The organism is Thermaurantiacus tibetensis (assembly GCF_015354055.1).
In the GTDB taxonomy this organism is placed as follows: Bacteria; Pseudomonadota; Alphaproteobacteria; order Sphingomonadales; family Sphingomonadaceae; genus Thermaurantiacus; species Thermaurantiacus tibetensis.
This window is the reverse complement of sequence record NZ_JACHTM010000001.1, coordinates 37,187-53,354: the sequence shown is the minus strand read 5'-3', so window position 1 is coordinate 53,354 and position 16,168 is coordinate 37,187. Positions and strand designations below refer to the sequence as shown.

Below are 16,168 nucleotides of genomic sequence, written 5' to 3'. Positions count from 1 at the left end.
GCCTAGGCGGCTTCGCCATGCCGGAGACCCTGCCCCCCCGCTCGGCCAGCCTCGTGCGCGAGACCCGCGAAACCCGCATTGCTGTCAACCTCGGCCTCGACGGCACGGGCGCACGGCGCATCTCGACCGGCATCGGCTTCTTCGATCACATGCTCGACCAGCTGGCCAAGCACGCCCTCCTCGATCTCGACCTCGAGGCGAAGGGCGATCTCCACATCGACGCCCACCACACGGTGGAGGATACTGGCCTTGCGCTCGGCCAGGCGATCGCCCGGGCGCTCGGGGACCGGGCCGGGATCCGCCGCTACGGCCATGCCCTTATCCCCATGGACGAGACCCTGACCCGGGTTGCCATCGACATCTCGGGCCGGCCCTACCTCGTCTGGAAGGTGGCGTTCAGCCAGCCGCGCCTCGGCGACATGGACACCGAGCTCTTCCGCGAGTTCTTCCAGGCGCTCGCGCAGGAAGGCGGCCTCACCCTCCACGTCGAGACCGTCTACGGCACCAACAACCACCACATCATCGAAAGCGCGTTCAAGGGCCTCGCCCGCGCGTTGCGCGATGCCGCCGCGCCCGACCCGCGCATGGCGGGGCAGATCCCCTCGACCAAGGGCGTGCTCGGGCGCCCGCCCGCCAGCGGCGCCGGCACCGCTGCCTGAGGGGCGCCATGACGGTCGCCCTTGTCGACTACGGCGCCGGCAACCTGCGCTCGGCAGCGAACGCGCTGCGCGCGGCGGGCGCGGAAGACCTCGTGGTGACGGCAGAGCCGGAGACGATCGCCCGGGCCGAGCGGATCGTGCTCCCTGGCGTCGGCGCCTTCGGCCAGTGCATCGGCGCGATCCGCGCCCGCGCGGGCCTCGAGGAGGCGCTTGCCGAGGCCGTGCTCCAGCGCGGCCGCCCATTCCTCGGCATCTGCGTCGGGATGCAGCTGCTTGCCACCACCGGTCACGAGCATGGCACCCACGCCGGCCTCGGCTGGATCCCGGGCGAGGTCCGCCCGCTCGCCCCGCAGGATCCGCGCCTTCGCGTGCCGCACATGGGCTGGAACGCGGTTGCCGTGGTCCGGCCGGGCCTCGTCGCGCCCGGCTGGGCCTATTTCGTCCACGGCTATGCCTTCCACCCGGCCGAGCCCGCCGACCTTGTCGCCACCACCGACCACGGCGGCCCGGTGACGGCAGCCGTGGCCCGCGGGCCGATCCTCGGAGTCCAGTTCCACCCGGAGAAGAGCCAGGCCTGGGGCCTTGCGCTCCTCGCCCGCTTCCTCGCATGGCGGCCCTGATGGAGATCTGGCCCGCGATCGACCTCAAGGCCGGGCAGGTGGTGCGGCTTGCCGAAGGCGACATGGCGCGCGCCACCGTCTATGCCGAGGACCCGGCGGAGGTGGCGCGCGCCTTCGCCGCCCAGGGCGCAGGCAACCTCCACGTGGTCGACCTCGACGGCGCAACCGCCGGGTCCGCGCGCAACCGCGAGTCGGTCATGGCGATCCTGGCCGCCACCGGCGCGCGCGTGCAGGTGGGGGGCGGAATCCGCAGCATGGCGGCCATCGAGGGGTGGCTCGCCGCCGGCGCGGCCCGGGTGGTGCTCGGCACCGCAGCGCTCGAGGACCCGGCGCTCGTCCGCCTTGCCGCCCGGCGCTTTCCCGGCGCCATCGTGGTTGCGGTCGACGCGCGCGACGGCCTGGTTGCCACGCGCGGCTGGGCCGAGGTCTCGACCGTGCCGGCGGTCGAGCTTGGCCGCCGCTTCGCCGATGCCGGCGTTGCCGCGCTCCTCTTCACCGACATCGGCCGCGACGGGCTCATGGCGGGGGTGAACGTCGCGGCGACGGCGGCACTCGCCGCGGCCGTGCCGCTGCCCGTCCTCGCCTCCGGCGGCATCGCCTCGCTGGCCGATCTTGCCGCGCTCCGGGCGCAGCCCGGGATTGCCGGCGCAGTCGTGGGCCGCGCGCTCTACGAGGGCCGCTTCACCCTCGCCGAGGCGCTGGACGCAGCGGCCTGAGGGCGGGATGACGCTGGCGGTCCGCATCATCCCCTGCCTCGACGTGACGGGCGGCCGGGTGGTGAAGGGCGTCCGCTTCCTGGACCTCGCCGACGCCGGGGACCCGGTGGAGGCAGCGCGCCGCTACGACGCGCAAGGGGCCGACGAACTGGTCTTCCTCGACATCACTGCCACCCACGAGGAGCGCGGCATCCTCCTCGACATCGTCGAGAAGACGGCCGCCTGCTGCTTCACGCCGCTGACCGTCGGCGGCGGCGTGCGCTCGGCCGACGACGTGCGGGCGCTGCTCCGCGCCGGGGCGGACAAGGTGTCGGTCAACTCGGCGGCGGTCGCCCGGCCGGAACTTGTCCCGGAGCTTGCCGAGGCCTTCGGCCAGCAGTGCATCACCGTTGCCATCGACGCGCGCGCGGCTGGCCCCGGGCGCTGGGAAGTGGTGACCCACGGCGGCCGGCGCGGCACCGGTCTCGACGCCGTCGCCCACGCCGCCCGCATGGCCGCGACGGGCGCGGGCGAGATCCTCCTCACCTCCATGGACCGCGACGGTACGCGCGACGGCTATGATCTGGCACTTCTCGCCGCGGTCTCGGCGGCCGTGCGCGTGCCGGTGGTGGCCTCCGGCGGCGTGGGCAGCCTCCAGCATCTCGTCGAGGGCGTGACGAAGGGCGGCGCATCTGCGGTGCTCGCGGCGAGCATCTTCCACTTCGGCGAGGCAACCATTGCCGAGGCGCGCGCCGCGCTCGGCGCTGCAGGCGTGACCGTCAGGCCATGAGGGGACGGAGATGAGCGACATCCTCCTCCGGCTCGAGGCCGTGATCGCCGCGCGGCGCCATGCGCTGGCCCGCGAGCCCGCACTTGCCGAGGCGAGCTACGTCGCCCGCCAGCTCGCGAAGGGGCCGGCGCGGCTGGCGCAGAAGCTCGGCGAGGAGGCGGTCGAGACCGTGGTTGCCGCGCTCGCCGAGGACGACGCGGCGCTCGCCGCCGAGGCGGCGGACCTGCTGTTCCACCTCCTCCTCCTGCTCGGCGGGCGCGGGGTGCCGCTTGGGGCGGTGCTGGCCGAACTCGAGCGGCGCGAGGGCACATCCGGCATCGACGAGAGGAAGGCGCGAGAGGCATGAGCGTGAAGGCAACTGAGCCCTACGACGAGGGCAACATCTTCGCCCGGATCCTGCGCGGCGAGGTGCCGTGCCGGAAGGTGCACGAAACGGCGCACGCGCTCGCCTTCCACGACATCAACCCGCAGGCGCCGGTGCACGTGCTCGTCATCCCCAAGGGGCCCTATGTCTCGATGGCGGACTTCACGGCGAACGCGCCGGCCGAGCTCGTGGCCGGCTTCTTCCGGGCGGTCGGCGAGACGGCGCGGGTCCTCGGGCTCGAGGAGACGGGCTACCGCATCCTTGCGAACGCCGGCCCCCACAGCCACCAGGAGGTGCCGCACCTCCATGTCCACATCTTCGGCGGCGCGCCGCTGGGGCCGATGCTCGCGCGTCGCGCGGGCAGCCGGGAGACGGGCGCCTGACCGGGGCCGGCTTGACATCCGGGTTCAAGGGCATTGAGGCGCGCCAGCTTCCGGGAGGGACCGCATGCTGTTCTGGCGCGTCAAGCCGCTCGACCTCATCCTCGAAACCGCCGAGCAGAAGGCGCTGACCCGCACGCTCGGCGCCTTCCAGCTGACGATGCTGGGCATCGGCGCCATCATCGGTACCGGCATCTTCGTGCTGACGGCGGAAGCCGCGACCAGGGCCGGGCCGGCGATGATGATCAGCTTCGTCATCGCCGCCTTCGTCTGCGCAGTGGCGGCGCTCTGCTACGCCGAGATGGCGGCCATGGTGCCCGTCTCGGGCTCGGCCTACACCTACTCCTACGCGACCATGGGCGAGCTGGTCGCCTGGGTGGTCGGCTGGGCCCTGGTGCTCGAATATGCCGTGGCTGCGTCCGCCGTCTCGGTCGGCTGGTCAGGCTACATGGTCGGCCTGGTGCGCGAGGTGCTCGGGGTGGAGCTGCCCCATGCGCTTGTCGCCGGCCCGTTCGACCGCAACCCGGGCCTCGTCAACCTGCCGGCCATGGGAATCGCGCTCCTCATCACCTGGCTTCTGGTGCTCGGCACGCGCGAGAGCGCGCGCTTCAATGCGGTGCTGGTCGCCGTCAAGCTCTCCGCACTGGGTCTCTTTATCGTGCTCGCCGCGCCGGCCATCCAGGCGGAGAATTTCGAGCCCTTCATGCCCAACGGATTCTTCGCCCGCACCGTCATCGACCCCATTTCCGGGAACCTCGTCACGGTGGGCGTCGCAGCCGCTGCGGCTTCGATCTTCTTCGCCTATGTCGGGTTCGACGCCGTCTCGACGGCCGCCGAGGAAACGGTCAACCCCCAGCGCAACCTGCCGATCGGCCTCATCGGCTCGCTCGCCATCTGCACCCTCATCTACCTGGGGGTGGCAGCGGCTGCGACCGGCTCGGTCGGGGCGCAGCCGGGGGGCGCGCTGGCGCAGTCGCGCGAAGCGCTGGCCTTCGTGCTTCGCGAGGTGGGCCATGGCTGGGCCGGCGATCTCGTGGCCATCGCCGCCGGGCTTGCACTGCCGTCGGTCATCCTGATGATGATGTTCGGCCAGACCCGCATCTTCTTCGTGATGAGCCGCGACGGCCTGCTGCCGCCCGTCTTCGCGCGGCTCCATCCCCGCTACGGCACGCCGCACGTGGTCACGCTGACGACGGGCGTGTTCGTCGCCCTGTTTGCCGCGCTGTTCCCCGTCGGCCAGCTTGCCGACATCTCGAACTCGGGCACGCTGTTCGCCTTCTTCACCGTTGCCGTGGGCGTGATGATCCTGCGCCGCACCCAGCCGGAACGCACGCGCCACTTCCGCACCCCTGCGGTGTGGGTCATCGCCCCGCTTGCCGCGGCGGGCTGCGTCTTCCTCTTCTTCCAGCTCTCCGGCGCAACCGAGCTCATGTTCCTCGGCTGGGCGGCATTCGGGCTCCTCGTCTATTATGCCTATGGCCGGAACCGAAGCCACATGGCGACCGTACTGCGGACACGCACCGGCTGACCAGGCGGCCGCAGTTGCCTTCTGCTGCAGCGCACCCTATAGGCGTGGCTCCGGGCGCGTGATCGCGGCCGCGCCCTGAAGGCGCGCTGCAGGCCCCCCTCCCCCGGCTGCCGCCATCATGCGCGGCGCCGCTGCTTGAAGGTTTCCCTTGACCAGCTTCGACTTGCTCGGCCTCGCCGAGCCCCTCCGCCCTGCCCTGCGGCAGGCGGGCTACGTCCACCCCACCCCCATCCAGAAGGCGGCCATTCCGCCGGCGCTCGCCGGCCGCGACCTCATCGGCATCGCCAGGACCGGCACCGGCAAGACGGCGGCCTTCGCGCTTCCCATCCTTGACCGGCTGGCCCGCCACCCGGCGCACCGGCGCAGGCTCTCGACCCGGGTGCTCGTGCTCTCCCCCACCCGCGAGCTCGCGAGCCAGATTGCCGAAAGCTTCCGCGCCCTGGGGAGCGCCCTCAGGCTCCGAACCGAGACCGTGTTCGGGGGCGTCCCCATCGCCCGCCAGATCCGGATGACGGAGGCCGGCCTCGACATCCTGGTCGCGACCCCCGGCCGCCTCCTCGACCTCGTCGACCGCGGCGCCCTCCTCCTCGACCATGTGGAGCTGCTCGTGCTCGACGAAGCCGACCAGATGCTCGATCTCGGCTTCATCCATGCGCTGAAGAAGCTCCACGGCCTCCTGCCGCGCCGGCGCCAGTCGCTCTTCTTCTCGGCAACCATGCCGCCGGCCATCCGCGAACTCGCCGAGCGCTTCCTCCAGGACCCCGTGGAAGTGGCCGTGACCCCGGCCGCGACCACCGCCGAGCGGGTCACCCAGCGGATCATTCTCGTGAACCAGGCCGAGAAGCAGGCGCTGCTGACCCTCATGCTCCGCGACCCGGCCTATGCGCGCACGCTGGTCTTCACCCGCACGAAGCACGGCGCGGACCGGGTGGTGCGCCACCTCGCGGCCGCCGGCGTCCGCGCGGCTGCCATCCATGGCAACAAGTCCCAGCCGCAGCGCGAGCGCGCGCTGGCTGCCTTCCGCGACGGCGCACTCCAGGCCCTGGTCGCCACCGACATCGCCGCCCGTGGAATCGATGTCGAGGGCGTCTCGCACGTCATCAACTTCGAGCTGCCGAACGTGCCCGAACAATATGTCCACCGGATCGGCCGCACGGCGCGGGCCGGCCGGGCCGGGGAGGCCTTGAGCTTCTGCGCACCCGAGGAGCGCGCGTTTCTCAGGGACATCGAGCGGCTCATCCGGCAGGAGCTTCCGCGCGCGCCGCTGCCGCCGGACTTCGTGGCGACGGCCGCCCGCCTGCCGAAGCCTTCGCCCAACCCGCGCCCTTCCCTCCCGGCACCCGCAAGAGCGGCCAGCGGCGAGGCCTCACGCCCCTCCCGCCCCGGGCAACGGCGCCGGAACCCCCGGACGCGCGCGGCCTGACCCGTCAGCCTCCAGGCGCGAGCGCGTCGGCGCCGAGGACGGCAGCGACGCGCGCCCGCAGATCGGATTCGGGCCGGGCGCCATAGTGCTCGATGATCTCGGCGGCCGCGATCGTGCCCATCACCGCGCATTCGGCCAGCGGCCGCCCGCGGGTGTAGCCGACGAGGAAGCCGGCAGCGAACAGGTCGCCGGCACCGGTGGTATCGAGCACGCGCGCGACCTTCTGCGCCGGCACGGCGTGCCGCTCAGCCCCCTGCACCACCACCGCCCCCTTCTCGCTCCGGGTCACGACGGCGAGCCGCGCGGCCTTCCCCATCTCGGCGATGGCAACATCCGCGTCGTCGGTCCGGAACAGGGCCTTTGCCTCGTTCTCGTTGGCGAAGACGAGATCGACGGGCCCGGCCATCAGCTGCAGGAAGTCCTCCCGATGGCCTTCCACGCAGAACACGTCGGAGAGCGTCAAGGCGACCGTCCGGCCCGCCGCCTTCGCAATCTCCATCGCCCGGGTGCAGGCGCGGATGGGGGCTGGCGGGTCCCAGAGATAGCCTTCGAGGTAGGTGACGCGCGCGGCCCGCACCCGCTCCGCGTCCACGTCATCGGCGTCCACTTCCTGGCAGCTGCCGAGATAGGTGTTCATGGTGCGCTGGCCGTCGGCCGTGACCAGGATGAGGCACTGGCCGGTGGGCGGGCCGCCGACCGCGGGCGGCGTGCGATAGTCGACTCCGGCGGCGCGGATGTCGTGGGCGAAGACGGCACCCAGCTGGTCGTCGGAGACGCGGCCGATGAAAGCGGCGCGCCCCCCGAGCGCGGCGATCCCGGCGCAGCTGTTGGCTGCCGACCCGCCCGAGATCTCGCGGCCCGGCCCCATCTTGGCGTAGAGAGCCCGCGCTTCCTCGGCCGGGATGAGCCGCATCGAGCCCTTGGCGATCCCCTCGGCCGCGAGGAAGGCCTCGTCGGCCTGCGCGATCACGTCGACGATGGCGTTGCCGACGGCGAGAACGTCGAACTCCTGCATCTCATCCCCTCATCCGACCGGAGCTGCGGCGCTAGCATCGGGGCTCCGGGCTGGCTAGGTTCCCGGCCATGCGCTTTCGCCCCGGTGCCGCCCGCCCGGCTTCTGCAACGCTCCTCGGCCCGCTCCTCGGCCCGCTTGCGCTTCTTGCCTGCGCGACGCCCGAGCGCCCCGCCCCGCCGGCCGCCAAGCCCCCGCCCGACCCAGGGCTGGCCGCGCTCCTCGGGCGTGGGCCCGAGGCCGCAATCGCGCTTGTCGGCCCGGTCCGGCTCGACCGCCGCGAGGGCGAGGCACGCCACCTCCAGTTCGGCGGCAGCCCCTGCATCCTCGACCTCTACTACTACCGCCCCGAGGCGGGTGCCGCGCCGGTCGCCCGCCATGCCGACGCCCGCCGGCCGGATGGCAGCGCCATCGCGCCCGGAGACTGCCTCAGGCTGCTGCAGGCCGCGCGCGCGTCCTGAGCCGCTGGGCGGCCCAGCGCGCGGCGTCTGCCACGGCCGGGTCCGGGTCATCGGCGAGCCGTTCGACCGCCGGCAGCAGGTCAGGCTCGCCGCTGTTGCCCGCGGCATAGAGGCAGTTGCGCGCGAAACGGTCGCGCCCCGTGCGGCGCACGGGGGTGCCGGCGAAGCGGGCGCGGAAGCCCGCCTCGTCGAGCGCGAGGAGCTCGGCGAGCGCCGGGGCGACGCTGCCCTCCCGCAGGGCCAGCGCCGGGTCCGCAGGTGCTCGCGCGAAGCGGTTCCACGGGCAGACGGCAAGGCAGTCGTCGCAGCCGTGGATTCGGTTGCCGAGCATGGGCCGGAGCGCTTCCTCGACCGGCCCGCGGTGCTCGACGGTCAGGTAGGAGATGCAGCGCCGGGCATCGACGACGTAGGGCGCAACGATGGCGCCGGTCGGGCAGGCGGCGATGCAGCGGCTGCAGCTGCCGCAGGCGCCGACCGCACCGGGCTCGCCACCGGGCGCGAGGGGCAGCGTGGTGAGGATCGTGGCGAGGAACAGCCAGCTGCCGTGGCAGCGCGAGACGAGGTTCGAATGCTTGCCCTGCCAGCCGATGCCGGCGGCCTCGGCCAGCGGCTTTTCCATGAGCGGGGCGGTGTCCACGAAGACGCGGGCGTCGCCGCCACCGGCTTCGGCCAGCAGCCAGCGCGCGAGGCGCTTCAGGCGCGGCTTGATCACCTCGTGGTAATCGCGGCCCAGCGCATAGACCGAAATGGTGCCGCGGTCCGGCCGACGCGCGTTGCGAAACGGGTCGACGGACGGCGTGTAGGGAAGGCCGAGCACCACGGCCGTCCGCGCGTCCGCCCACATGTCACGCGGCTGGCCGCGGCGCGAGCCCTCCATCCAGGCCATTCCGCCGTGCATCCCGGCCGCCAGCCAGGCCTTCAGGCGCCGCACCGCCTCGGGCGCCACCTCCGCCGGCGCAATCCCGCAGGCGACGAAGCCGAGCGCCCGCGCCTGCCGGCGCAGCCGGCTTTCGAGCGGCTCAGAAGTCGGGATCGTCATAGTGGGCCGGCGGGCGGATGCCCTCCATCCGCTCGCCGAGGATGACACGGAAGGCGGGCCTGGACTTCAGCGCCTGGTACCACTGCTTCACCTGGCCATGGCCGGCCCAGTCCACGCCCGCCAGATAGTCGGCGACCGAAAGCTGGGCGGCAGCATGGATGTCGGCGAGGCCGAAGGTGGGCCCGGCAAGCCAGCGCCGCTCCATGAGGAGCGTCTCGGCATACTGAAGGTGCGCCTCGCAGGCGCGCGCCGCCTCGCGGATGACGCGGCCGTCGGGCATGTCGCGCACCACGAGGCGCTTCCACATCCGCTCGCGCATGAGGGGCGCCGTCACCTCGGCGTAGAACTTCTCGCGGAACCATTGGGCCACCCGACGCGCCTCGGCGCGCTCGGCCGCGCCGGCGCCGACGAGCGGCGCCTTCTCCACCGTCTCGTCGAAATACTCGAGGATGGTGGTCGAATCCGCGAGCACGAGGCTCCCGTTCTCGAGCACCGGCGTCTGGGCGGCGGGGTTGAGCCGGGTCAGCGTCTCGCCGCGCTCCCAGGGCAGGCAGTCCACCAGCTCGAACACCACGCCCTTCTCGAGCAGGCCGAAGCGCACGGCGCGCGAGAAGGGGCAGAGCGTGAACTGGTGGAGGCGCCACATCGCCGCAGCTCCATAGCGCGCCAGGGGCAAACTGGAAGCTTGGCCGGGCGCGGGCACGCTGCTACCGCCTGCCTTGAGGGACATACGGGAGCAGCAGCATGGATCTTGCCTTTTCGCCCGCGGAACGCGCCTTCCAGGAGGAGGTGCGGGCCTTCATCGCCGAGAACTACCCGGCCGAGCTCCGGGGCAAGCAGGAGGAGGGCGAGGAGCTGGCCAAGGAGGATTACCTCAAGTGGCACCGAATCCTCCACGCCAAGGGGTGGGTGGCACCGGCCTGGCCCAAGGAATATGGCGGGCCGGGGTGGACCGCGACCCAGCGCTACATCTTCTCCGAGGAACTGGCGCGCGCCGACACCCTTCCCATCCTGCCCTTCGGCATCAACATGGTGGGGCCCGTCATCTACACCTTCGGCACGGCGGAGCAGAAAGCGCGCTTCCTGCCGCGGATCCTCTCGGGCGAGGACTGGTGGTGCCAGGGCTATTCCGAGCCCGGCGCCGGCTCGGATCTTGCGAGCCTTCGTACGCGCGCCGAGCGCGTGGGCGACCATTACATCGTCAACGGCCAGAAGACCTGGACGACGCTCGCCCAGCACGCCGACTGGGGATTCTTCCTCGTCCGCACCGACCCGGCCGCCAAGCCGCAGGAGGGCATTTCCTTCCTCCTCATCGACATGAAGTCGCCGGGTATTACCGTCAGGCCCATCATCACGCTCGGCGGCGAGCATGAAGTGAACGAGGTCTGGCTCGAGAACGTGAAGGTGCCGGTCGAGAACCGCGTGTTCGAGGAGAACAGGGGCTGGACCTGCGCCAAGTTCCTCCTCGCCCACGAGCGCACCGGAATTGCCGGCGTCGCCCGCTCCAAGCGCGGCATCGAGCGGCTGAAGTCCATCGCCCGGATCGAGACCGACGATGACGGCCGGCCGCTGCTTCACAATCCCTTCTTCCGGCGGAAGGTGGCCGACCTCGAGTGCGACCTGACCGCGCTCGAGTTCACCGAGCTCCGGACGCTCGCCGGCGAGGCGGCGGGGCGGGGGCCGGGCCCGGAGAGCTCGCTCCTCAAGGTCAAGGGCACCGAAATCCAGCAGCGGATCACCGAGCTCGTGCTCGAGGCCGTCGGCCACTATGCCGCACCCTATTTCCGCGCCTTCCCGGAGGGCTCGAACGAATATCCCATCGGCCCGGCCCATGCCCACCGCGCCGCGCCCACCTACTTCAACATGCGCAAGACCTCGATCTACGGCGGCTCCAACGAGATCCAGCGCAACATCATCGCGAAGATGGTGCTGGGGCTCTGAAGAGGGCGCCGGGGCCCTGAGGGCCCGCCCGGCGCTGGCGGACCCTCGGAGCAGGCACGGGGGCAGCGCAGGACACGCCGGGCGGCTATCGGCGGAAGAGACAAAGGGGAGGAGACATGGACTTCGGCTTCACCGAAACCCAGACGATGCTGCGCGAGCAGCTCGCGCGCTTCTTTCGCGAGCGTTACGACTTCGACACAAGGCAGAAGATGCTCGCGAGGGAGGGCGGGCGCGACCCTGCCGTCTGGAAGGCGTTTGCCGAGGAGCTCGGCATCCTCGGCGCCGGCTTTCCCGAGTCGCTCGGCGGGCTGGGGGGCGGTGCAGTCGAGCACATGGTCATCATGGAGGAGCTCGGCCGGGCGATCGCCATCGAGCCCTATCTCGACACCTGCGTGATCGGCGGCCATGCCCTCCTTGCAGCCAGCGGGCCCCTCGCCGAGTCGCTCGTGCCCGGCATCATCGCGGGCGACGTGATCATGGCCTTCGCCTGGGCGGAGCCTAAGAGCCGCTACAACCCCGCGCGGATCGCGACGCGCGCCTCGGCCGATGGCGCGGGCTGGACGCTCGACGGGCACAAGGCCGTCGTGCTTGCCGCCCCCTGGGCCACCCACTGGCTGGTGACCGCCCGCACTTCCGGCAGCCCGGGAGACCGGGACGGGGTCTCGCTCTTCCTGGTCGAGGCCGGCGTCCCCGGCGTGACCCGCCGCGACTACCCCACGGTCGACGGCATCATGGCCTCGGAACTCTATTTCGAGCGCAGCCGGGTAGGCCCGCACGCCCTGCTGGGCCGCGAGGGAGAGGCCCTGCCGCTCGTCGAGGAGCTGCTCGACCGCGCGGCAGCCGCCACCTGCGCGGAGGCTGCCGGCACGATGCGCCGGCTCCACGAGCTCACCCTCGACTATGCGAAGCAGCGGGTCCAGTTCGGCCAGCCGATCAGCCGCTTCCAGGTCATCCAGCACCGCCTCGTCGACATGCTGATGGAAGTCGAGCAGGCGGTCTCGATGGCCTATCAGGCGACGCTCAGGCTCGATCTCCCCGCGCCCGAGCGGGCGCGCGCCGTCTCCCAGGCCAAGGCCAAGATCGCCAAGGGCGCCCGCTTCCTCGGCCAGGCCGCGGTTCAGACCCATGGCGGCATCGGCATCACCAACGAGCTGGCCGCCGGCCACTATTTCAAGCGCCTCACCATGCTCGAGAGCCGCTACGGGGACCAGGACCACCATCTCGCCCGGCTCGAGGCGCTGATGATGGCGGAGGCGGCCTGAAGGGGCGGACGACCAGCCCGTGATCCGGGCCTGGTGGCAGGGCTCGGGCCGGGAGCTGGCCGCGGCCGATCCGGATGCGGTCTGCGGCGCGCTGGCCAGCTGCTCGCCCTTCCCGGTCGAGCCGGCGCAGCTGGCGGCCTGGCAGGGGACCGTCCGCCACCTCCAGCCCGTCGCCGCGGCACTTCCCGACGCGGCCGTCTTCCTCGAGTTCGCAATCCCGCGCATGGGTCGGCGGGCCGATGCCGTCATCGTCCACCGCGGCCACGTCTTCGTGGTCGAGATGAAGGTCGGCGCCCGGGACTTCCCGCGCCACGCCCGCGCCCAGGTGGAGGGCTATGCGCTCGACCTTGCCCATTTTCACGAAACGAGCCGGGACCGCCGCTCATTCCGGTGCTGGTCGCAACCGGAGCGCCGGCGCAGGGCGTGCCGCTTCTGCCGGCCGCGACCGGCTCGCCACGGCCGGTCCTCTGCCTCGCGCCCGGCGACCTGCTGGCCGCCATCCGCCAGACGGTCGCAGCCAGCCCCGCCCCGCCGCTTGACCCCTTCGCCTGGGCGCAAGGGGCCTACCGCCCCACGCCCACCATCATCGAGGCAGCGCAGGCCCTGTTCGGCGGGCACCAGGTCGGGGAGATTGCCCGCGCCGGTGCCGACAACCTGGCGGCGGCAACCGAGGCGATCCGCGCCATCGTCGCCGCGGATGCAGCAGCCGGCACCAAGTCGCTCGTCTTCCTGACCGGCGTGCCGGGCTCGGGCAAGACGCTCGCCGGGCTCAACCTCGCGACCGCGCACATGGACGGACGCTCGGCCACCGCGGCCACCGACCTCTCCGGCAACGGGCCGCTGGTTGCCGTGCTGCAGGAGGCGCTGCTGCCCGACGAGCGCCGGCGGCGACGGACGTGCGAGCCTGGCGAACGGCCGCCCGACCCGACCGGCCGGCGCAGGGCCGACGCCTTCATCCAGAACCTCCACAAGTGGCGCGGACATCACGTGGACGACCCGCGCGCGCCGGCCGAGCGCGTCGTCATCTTCGACGAGGCCCAGCGCGCCTGGACCGCCGAGGAAACCGCGAGGTTCATGACCAGGCGCGGCCATCCCGGCTGGACCGACAGCGAGCCTGCGTTCCTGCTCTCGGTCATGAACCGGCACGAAGGCGCGGCCACCGTCGTCTGCCTCGTCGGTGAGGGGCAGGAGATCAACCGCGGCGAGGCCGGCATCGGCGCCTGGGTCGAGGCGCTGGGAAAGCCCGCCTTCGCGCGCTGGCATGTGCACGCCTCACCGCACCTCATGGGCCGGGACGGCGGGCTTGACGAGACCCTCCGACGCGACCTCGCGCATCGGGCAGGAGGCGGGAACCTTCACCTCCACCTCACCGTCTCGATGCGCAGCTTCCGCGCCGCGCGTGTGTCTGCCTTCGTCGCTGCGCTTCTCGGCGAGGATGCGGAAGCCGCCCGCGCGCTCCTGCCACCGCCGGAGACCTTCCCGATCCTCCGCACCCGCTCGCTTGCGGCAGCGCGGGTGTGGCTCCGGCGGCAGCGCCGGGGCACCGAGCGCGCCGGGATCGTCGCCTCGGCCAGTGCGCTCAGGCTCAAGCCCGAGGGGCTGTTCGTGAAGGCGAAGGTGGACCCGCCCAACTGGTTCCTGAACGAGGCGGACGACATCCGCAGCTCCGACATGCTCGAAGACGCTGCAACCGAGTTCGACGTACAGGGACTCGAGCTCGACTGGGTGTGCGTCGCGTGGGATCTTGACCTCCTGCGCGGCCCGCAGGGCTGGGTCGCGCGCGGCTTCTCGGGCACCCGCTGGCAGCCTTCCGACCCGGCCGGCCTGCGCGACTCCCGCCGCGCCTACCGGCTCAACAGCTACCGCGTGCTGCTGACCCGCGCCCGGCAGGGGATGGTGATCTTCGTGCCGCGGGGCGACCCGGAGGACGCGACCCGCCCGCCTGCCGCCTATGACGCGATCGACGCCTGGCTCGGCGCCTGCGGCATTCCTGCGCTCTGCACCGCGGGCTGAGCAGGCGGAGGCCCGATCGGGTCGGCCTCGCGCAGCGCCGCCTGGAAGGGGCCGAGCGCGAGCAGATCCTCCGCAGTGAGGCCACGTCCGGCGTGGCGGGCGACGGCGCCGTGCAGCCACACGGCTGCGGCGGCTGCTTCGAACGCCGCCATGCCCTGGGCGAGCAGCGCAGTCACGAAGCCGGCGAGCACGTCACCGCTTCCCGCGGTCGCAAGGTGGGCGGGCGCATCGGCCTCGATGATCGCGCGGCCATCGGGCGCGGCGATGACCGTGTCCGGCCCCTTGAGCACGACGACCGCGCCGGACCCTGCCGCAGCGGCCCGCGCGCGGGCGAGCCTGCTTCCACGAAGGTGGGGGAACAGCCGGGCGAACTCGCCCTCGTGCGGGGTGAGCACCACCGGGCGGTCGTGCCGGGCGACGAGGCGCGCGAGATCGCCGTCTGCACCCGCAAACGCGGTCAGCGCATCCGCATCGAGCACCACCGCCCTGCCAGACTGGAGCGCCGCACCTGCCGCGCAGCGGGCGCCCGGCCCCGCCCCGGGGCCGACACAGGCGGCCCGCCAGCGCGGGTCGGCGAGCAGGCGGGCGAAGCCCTGCGCATCGCCTTCGCGCAGCATGATGGCTGTCACCTGCGCAGCATGAACCCTGAGGGCCGCAGCATCGCCGACCAGGGCAACCGCACCCGCGCCACCGCGCAGGGCAGCGGACGCGGCGAGCCGCGCCGCGCCGGTCGCAAGCTCGGGGCCCGACCACACCAGCGCTCCGCCCCGGGCATATTTGTGCGCCATGGGCTCGGGTTCGGGAAGCCGCCACGGGCCGTTGCGCCAGGTGCGAGACGGGCTGGGCGGGAGACCGATGTCGGCCACGTGTAGCGCGCCCGCACAAAGCCGTCCGGGCAGCAGCAGGTGCCCTGGCTTGGCGCAATGGAACGTGACCGTAGCAGTGGCGCGGATGGCGGGGCCCGGCACGGCGCCGGTATCGGAATCGACGCCGGACGGGATGTCGACGGCCAGCACCGGCGCTGCACCGGCATTCGCCGCCTCGGCAAGAGCCGCAGCGGCGCCATCGAGCGGCCGGGCGAGGCCGATTCCGAACAGCGCGTCGATGACGAGATCCGCCTCCGGCAGGACCGCGTCGGGCGGGTGAACCGGACCGGCCCACAGGGCCCGCGCGCGCGCCGCATCGCCCTTCCAGCCGGCGTCGGGGGACAGAGCGACGACCTCGACCCGATGACCCGCCTGTGCGAGCAGGTGCGCGGCGACCATGCCGTCGCCGCCGTTGTTCCCCGGCCCGGCAAGCACGCGCACGCTGCCCCCGCCGGGGAGCATGGCCCGCGCATGCTGCGCCACGGCCGCGGCGGCCACCTGCATCAGGGCAAAGCTGTCGTGCCCGGCCGCGAACCAGGCCGCTTCCACGGCGCGCATCTCGGCCGCCGCGAGCAGCGGCGCAAGCCCGGGGGCCGGCGCCGTCACGCGGCCGTCTTGAGCTCCGCGTCGGCAGCGCGCCAGTCGCGCGAGACGAGCACTTCCTCGATCGCGGTGCGCTGCTCGAGCTGGCCGTTCCGGATCCAGTGCCAGGTGCGGCAGCGCTTCGTGCCGTCGTCCGAAAGCTGGATCATCTCGTAGAGGTAGAGATCGGGGTCGCCGGTGCGCTGCCAGTAGAGAACGACGGTGCGGGCCTTGTCATCGAGGCCGAGTTCCGCCGCCCAGCCCTGGATGAGCTCGTTGTTCCACCAGATCCGGCCGTCGCGGTAGCTCGCCGGGAAGTCCCGCACCTCGCGCTTGCCGCTCGCCCACTCGTAGATGTTGGTCTGGTGGTAGGGCCAGGGCCCCTCGTCGGGGAAGCGGCAGAGAAGGCGCGACCGGTGCTCGTCGACCAGCCTGCCGGTTGCGTCGTAGTAGCGGTAGGTGCCCTCCCACACCCCCTCGTGGCGGGCGAGAAGCGGCATGTCCTCGCGAATTCCCATGGTCTCTCTCCTTCG

17 protein-coding genes are annotated in these 16,168 nt (G+C 72.5%); 12 read left to right on the top strand and 5 right to left on the bottom strand.

The window, feature by feature from the left end; genetic code table 11:
* Positions 1 to 17 precede the first annotated feature (17 nt).
* The 8 genes from hisB (at position 18) to H3H34_RS00250 (ending at position 6,459) form a co-directional block, all read left to right on the top strand.
* Positions 18 to 659, top strand: coding sequence for an imidazoleglycerol-phosphate dehydratase HisB (hisB, locus tag H3H34_RS00285; RefSeq protein WP_194743278.1), 642 nt, complete (start codon positions 18 to 20; stop codon positions 657 to 659).
* Between the two features lie 8 nt (positions 660 to 667).
* Positions 668 to 1,279, top strand: a complete 612-nt coding sequence (gene hisH, locus H3H34_RS00280) for an imidazole glycerol phosphate synthase subunit HisH (protein ID WP_194743277.1) — start codon at positions 668 to 670, stop codon at positions 1,277 to 1,279.
* Positions 1,279 to 1,995: a 1-(5-phosphoribosyl)-5-[(5-phosphoribosylamino)methylideneamino]imidazole-4-carboxamide isomerase gene (gene hisA / locus H3H34_RS00275; RefSeq protein ID WP_235945219.1), complete on the top strand. Its 717-nt coding sequence runs from the start codon at positions 1,279 to 1,281 to the stop codon at positions 1,993 to 1,995. The genes hisH and hisA overlap by 1 nt, the downstream gene beginning before the upstream one ends.
* Positions 1,996 to 2,002: 7 nt before the next feature.
* Positions 2,003 to 2,764, top strand: coding sequence for an imidazole glycerol phosphate synthase subunit HisF (gene hisF / locus H3H34_RS00270; RefSeq protein ID WP_194743275.1), 762 nt, complete (start codon positions 2,003 to 2,005; stop codon positions 2,762 to 2,764).
* Between the two features lie 10 nt (positions 2,765 to 2,774).
* Positions 2,775 to 3,110 (top strand): phosphoribosyl-ATP diphosphatase, encoded by a 336-nt coding sequence (gene hisE, locus H3H34_RS00265; RefSeq protein ID WP_194743274.1) that lies wholly within the window; start codon positions 2,775 to 2,777, stop codon positions 3,108 to 3,110.
* Positions 3,107 to 3,511 carry a histidine triad nucleotide-binding protein gene (locus H3H34_RS00260; protein ID WP_194743273.1) on the top strand — a complete coding sequence of 135 codons (405 nt, stop codon included), beginning with the start codon at positions 3,107 to 3,109 and terminating at the stop codon, positions 3,509 to 3,511. The genes hisE and H3H34_RS00260 overlap by 4 nt, the downstream gene beginning before the upstream one ends.
* 64 nt (positions 3,512 to 3,575) lie before the next feature.
* Positions 3,576 to 5,036 (top strand): amino acid permease, encoded by a 1,461-nt coding sequence (locus H3H34_RS00255; RefSeq protein WP_194743272.1) that lies wholly within the window; start codon positions 3,576 to 3,578, stop codon positions 5,034 to 5,036.
* Between the two features lie 148 nt (positions 5,037 to 5,184).
* Positions 5,185 to 6,459 carry a DEAD/DEAH box helicase gene (locus H3H34_RS00250; protein ID WP_194743271.1) on the top strand — a complete coding sequence of 425 codons (1,275 nt, stop codon included), beginning with the start codon at positions 5,185 to 5,187 and terminating at the stop codon, positions 6,457 to 6,459.
* A gap of 4 nt (positions 6,460 to 6,463) precedes the next feature.
* Here the strand turns inward: H3H34_RS00250 and H3H34_RS00245 are convergent, their stop codons facing one another.
* Complete coding sequence (locus tag H3H34_RS00245; protein ID WP_194743270.1) at positions 6,464 to 7,474, bottom strand: adenosine kinase; 1,011 nt, start codon at positions 7,472 to 7,474, stop codon at positions 6,464 to 6,466.
* 68 nt (positions 7,475 to 7,542) lie between these two features.
* Between H3H34_RS00245 and H3H34_RS00240 the strand changes: the two genes are divergently transcribed.
* Positions 7,543 to 7,932: a hypothetical protein gene (locus tag H3H34_RS00240; protein WP_194743269.1), complete on the top strand. Its 390-nt coding sequence runs from the start codon at positions 7,543 to 7,545 to the stop codon at positions 7,930 to 7,932.
* On the opposite strand, the gene queG is transcribed toward H3H34_RS00240, so the two are convergent.
* Positions 7,901 to 8,971, bottom strand: coding sequence for a tRNA epoxyqueuosine(34) reductase QueG (queG, locus tag H3H34_RS00235; protein WP_194743268.1), 1,071 nt, complete (start codon positions 8,969 to 8,971; stop codon positions 7,901 to 7,903). The two genes, H3H34_RS00240 and queG, sit on opposite strands and share 32 nt — an antisense overlap.
* Positions 8,952 to 9,617, bottom strand: coding sequence for a glutathione S-transferase family protein (locus H3H34_RS00230; RefSeq protein ID WP_194743267.1), 666 nt, complete (start codon positions 9,615 to 9,617; stop codon positions 8,952 to 8,954). The genes queG and H3H34_RS00230 overlap by 20 nt, the downstream gene beginning before the upstream one ends.
* A 98-nt stretch (positions 9,618 to 9,715) precedes the next feature.
* On the opposite strand from H3H34_RS00230, the gene H3H34_RS00225 reads away from it, so the two are divergent.
* The 3 genes from H3H34_RS00225 to H3H34_RS00215 all read left to right on the top strand — a co-directional run bounded on the left by H3H34_RS00225 (position 9,716) and on the right by H3H34_RS00215 (position 14,187).
* The gene (locus H3H34_RS00225) at positions 9,716 to 10,912 is read left to right on the top strand and encodes an acyl-CoA dehydrogenase family protein (RefSeq protein WP_194743266.1); all 1,197 of its coding nucleotides are present in this window, start codon (positions 9,716 to 9,718) and stop codon (positions 10,910 to 10,912) included.
* Between the two features lie 116 nt (positions 10,913 to 11,028).
* Complete coding sequence (locus H3H34_RS00220) at positions 11,029 to 12,174, top strand: acyl-CoA dehydrogenase family protein (protein WP_194743265.1); 1,146 nt, start codon at positions 11,029 to 11,031, stop codon at positions 12,172 to 12,174.
* 390 nt (positions 12,175 to 12,564) lie between these two features.
* A complete protein-coding gene (locus H3H34_RS00215; RefSeq protein WP_328830798.1) occupies positions 12,565 to 14,187 on the top strand; it encodes a DUF2075 domain-containing protein in 1,623 nt (540 codons plus the stop codon).
* On the opposite strand, the gene H3H34_RS00210 is transcribed toward H3H34_RS00215, so the two are convergent.
* Both H3H34_RS00210 and H3H34_RS00205 read right to left on the bottom strand, forming a co-directional pair.
* The gene (locus tag H3H34_RS00210) at positions 14,124 to 15,659 is read right to left on the bottom strand and encodes an NAD(P)H-hydrate dehydratase (protein WP_328830796.1); all 1,536 of its coding nucleotides are present in this window, start codon (positions 15,657 to 15,659) and stop codon (positions 14,124 to 14,126) included. The genes H3H34_RS00215 and H3H34_RS00210 overlap by 64 nt on opposite strands.
* Positions 15,656 to 16,153: a DUF3598 domain-containing protein gene (locus H3H34_RS00205; RefSeq protein WP_194743264.1), complete on the bottom strand. Its 498-nt coding sequence runs from the start codon at positions 16,151 to 16,153 to the stop codon at positions 15,656 to 15,658. The genes H3H34_RS00210 and H3H34_RS00205 overlap by 4 nt, the downstream gene beginning before the upstream one ends.
* Positions 16,154 to 16,168: the final 15 nt, after the last annotated feature.

Coding starts and splice junctions, on each gene's coding strand:
- hisB (WP_194743278.1), top strand. CDS start 18: ATGCCGGAGACCCTGCCCCCCCGCTCGGCCAGCCTCGTGCGCGAGACC.
- hisH (WP_194743277.1), top strand. CDS start 668: ATGACGGTCGCCCTTGTCGACTACGGCGCCGGCAACCTGCGCTCGGCA.
- hisA (WP_235945219.1), top strand. CDS start 1,279: ATGGAGATCTGGCCCGCGATCGACCTCAAGGCCGGGCAGGTGGTGCGG.
- hisF (WP_194743275.1), top strand. CDS start 2,003: ATGACGCTGGCGGTCCGCATCATCCCCTGCCTCGACGTGACGGGCGGC.
- hisE (WP_194743274.1), top strand. CDS start 2,775: ATGAGCGACATCCTCCTCCGGCTCGAGGCCGTGATCGCCGCGCGGCGC.
- H3H34_RS00260 (WP_194743273.1), top strand. CDS start 3,107: ATGAGCGTGAAGGCAACTGAGCCCTACGACGAGGGCAACATCTTCGCC.
- H3H34_RS00255 (WP_194743272.1), top strand. CDS start 3,576: ATGCTGTTCTGGCGCGTCAAGCCGCTCGACCTCATCCTCGAAACCGCC.
- H3H34_RS00245 (WP_194743270.1), bottom strand. CDS start 7,474: ATGCAGGAGTTCGACGTTCTCGCCGTCGGCAACGCCATCGTCGACGTG.
- H3H34_RS00240 (WP_194743269.1), top strand. CDS start 7,543: ATGCGCTTTCGCCCCGGTGCCGCCCGCCCGGCTTCTGCAACGCTCCTC.
- queG (WP_194743268.1), bottom strand. CDS start 8,971: ATGACGATCCCGACTTCTGAGCCGCTCGAAAGCCGGCTGCGCCGGCAG.
- H3H34_RS00230 (WP_194743267.1), bottom strand. CDS start 9,617: ATGTGGCGCCTCCACCAGTTCACGCTCTGCCCCTTCTCGCGCGCCGTG.
- H3H34_RS00225 (WP_194743266.1), top strand. CDS start 9,716: ATGGATCTTGCCTTTTCGCCCGCGGAACGCGCCTTCCAGGAGGAGGTG.
- H3H34_RS00220 (WP_194743265.1), top strand. CDS start 11,029: ATGGACTTCGGCTTCACCGAAACCCAGACGATGCTGCGCGAGCAGCTC.
- H3H34_RS00205 (WP_194743264.1), bottom strand. CDS start 16,153: ATGGGAATTCGCGAGGACATGCCGCTTCTCGCCCGCCACGAGGGGGTG.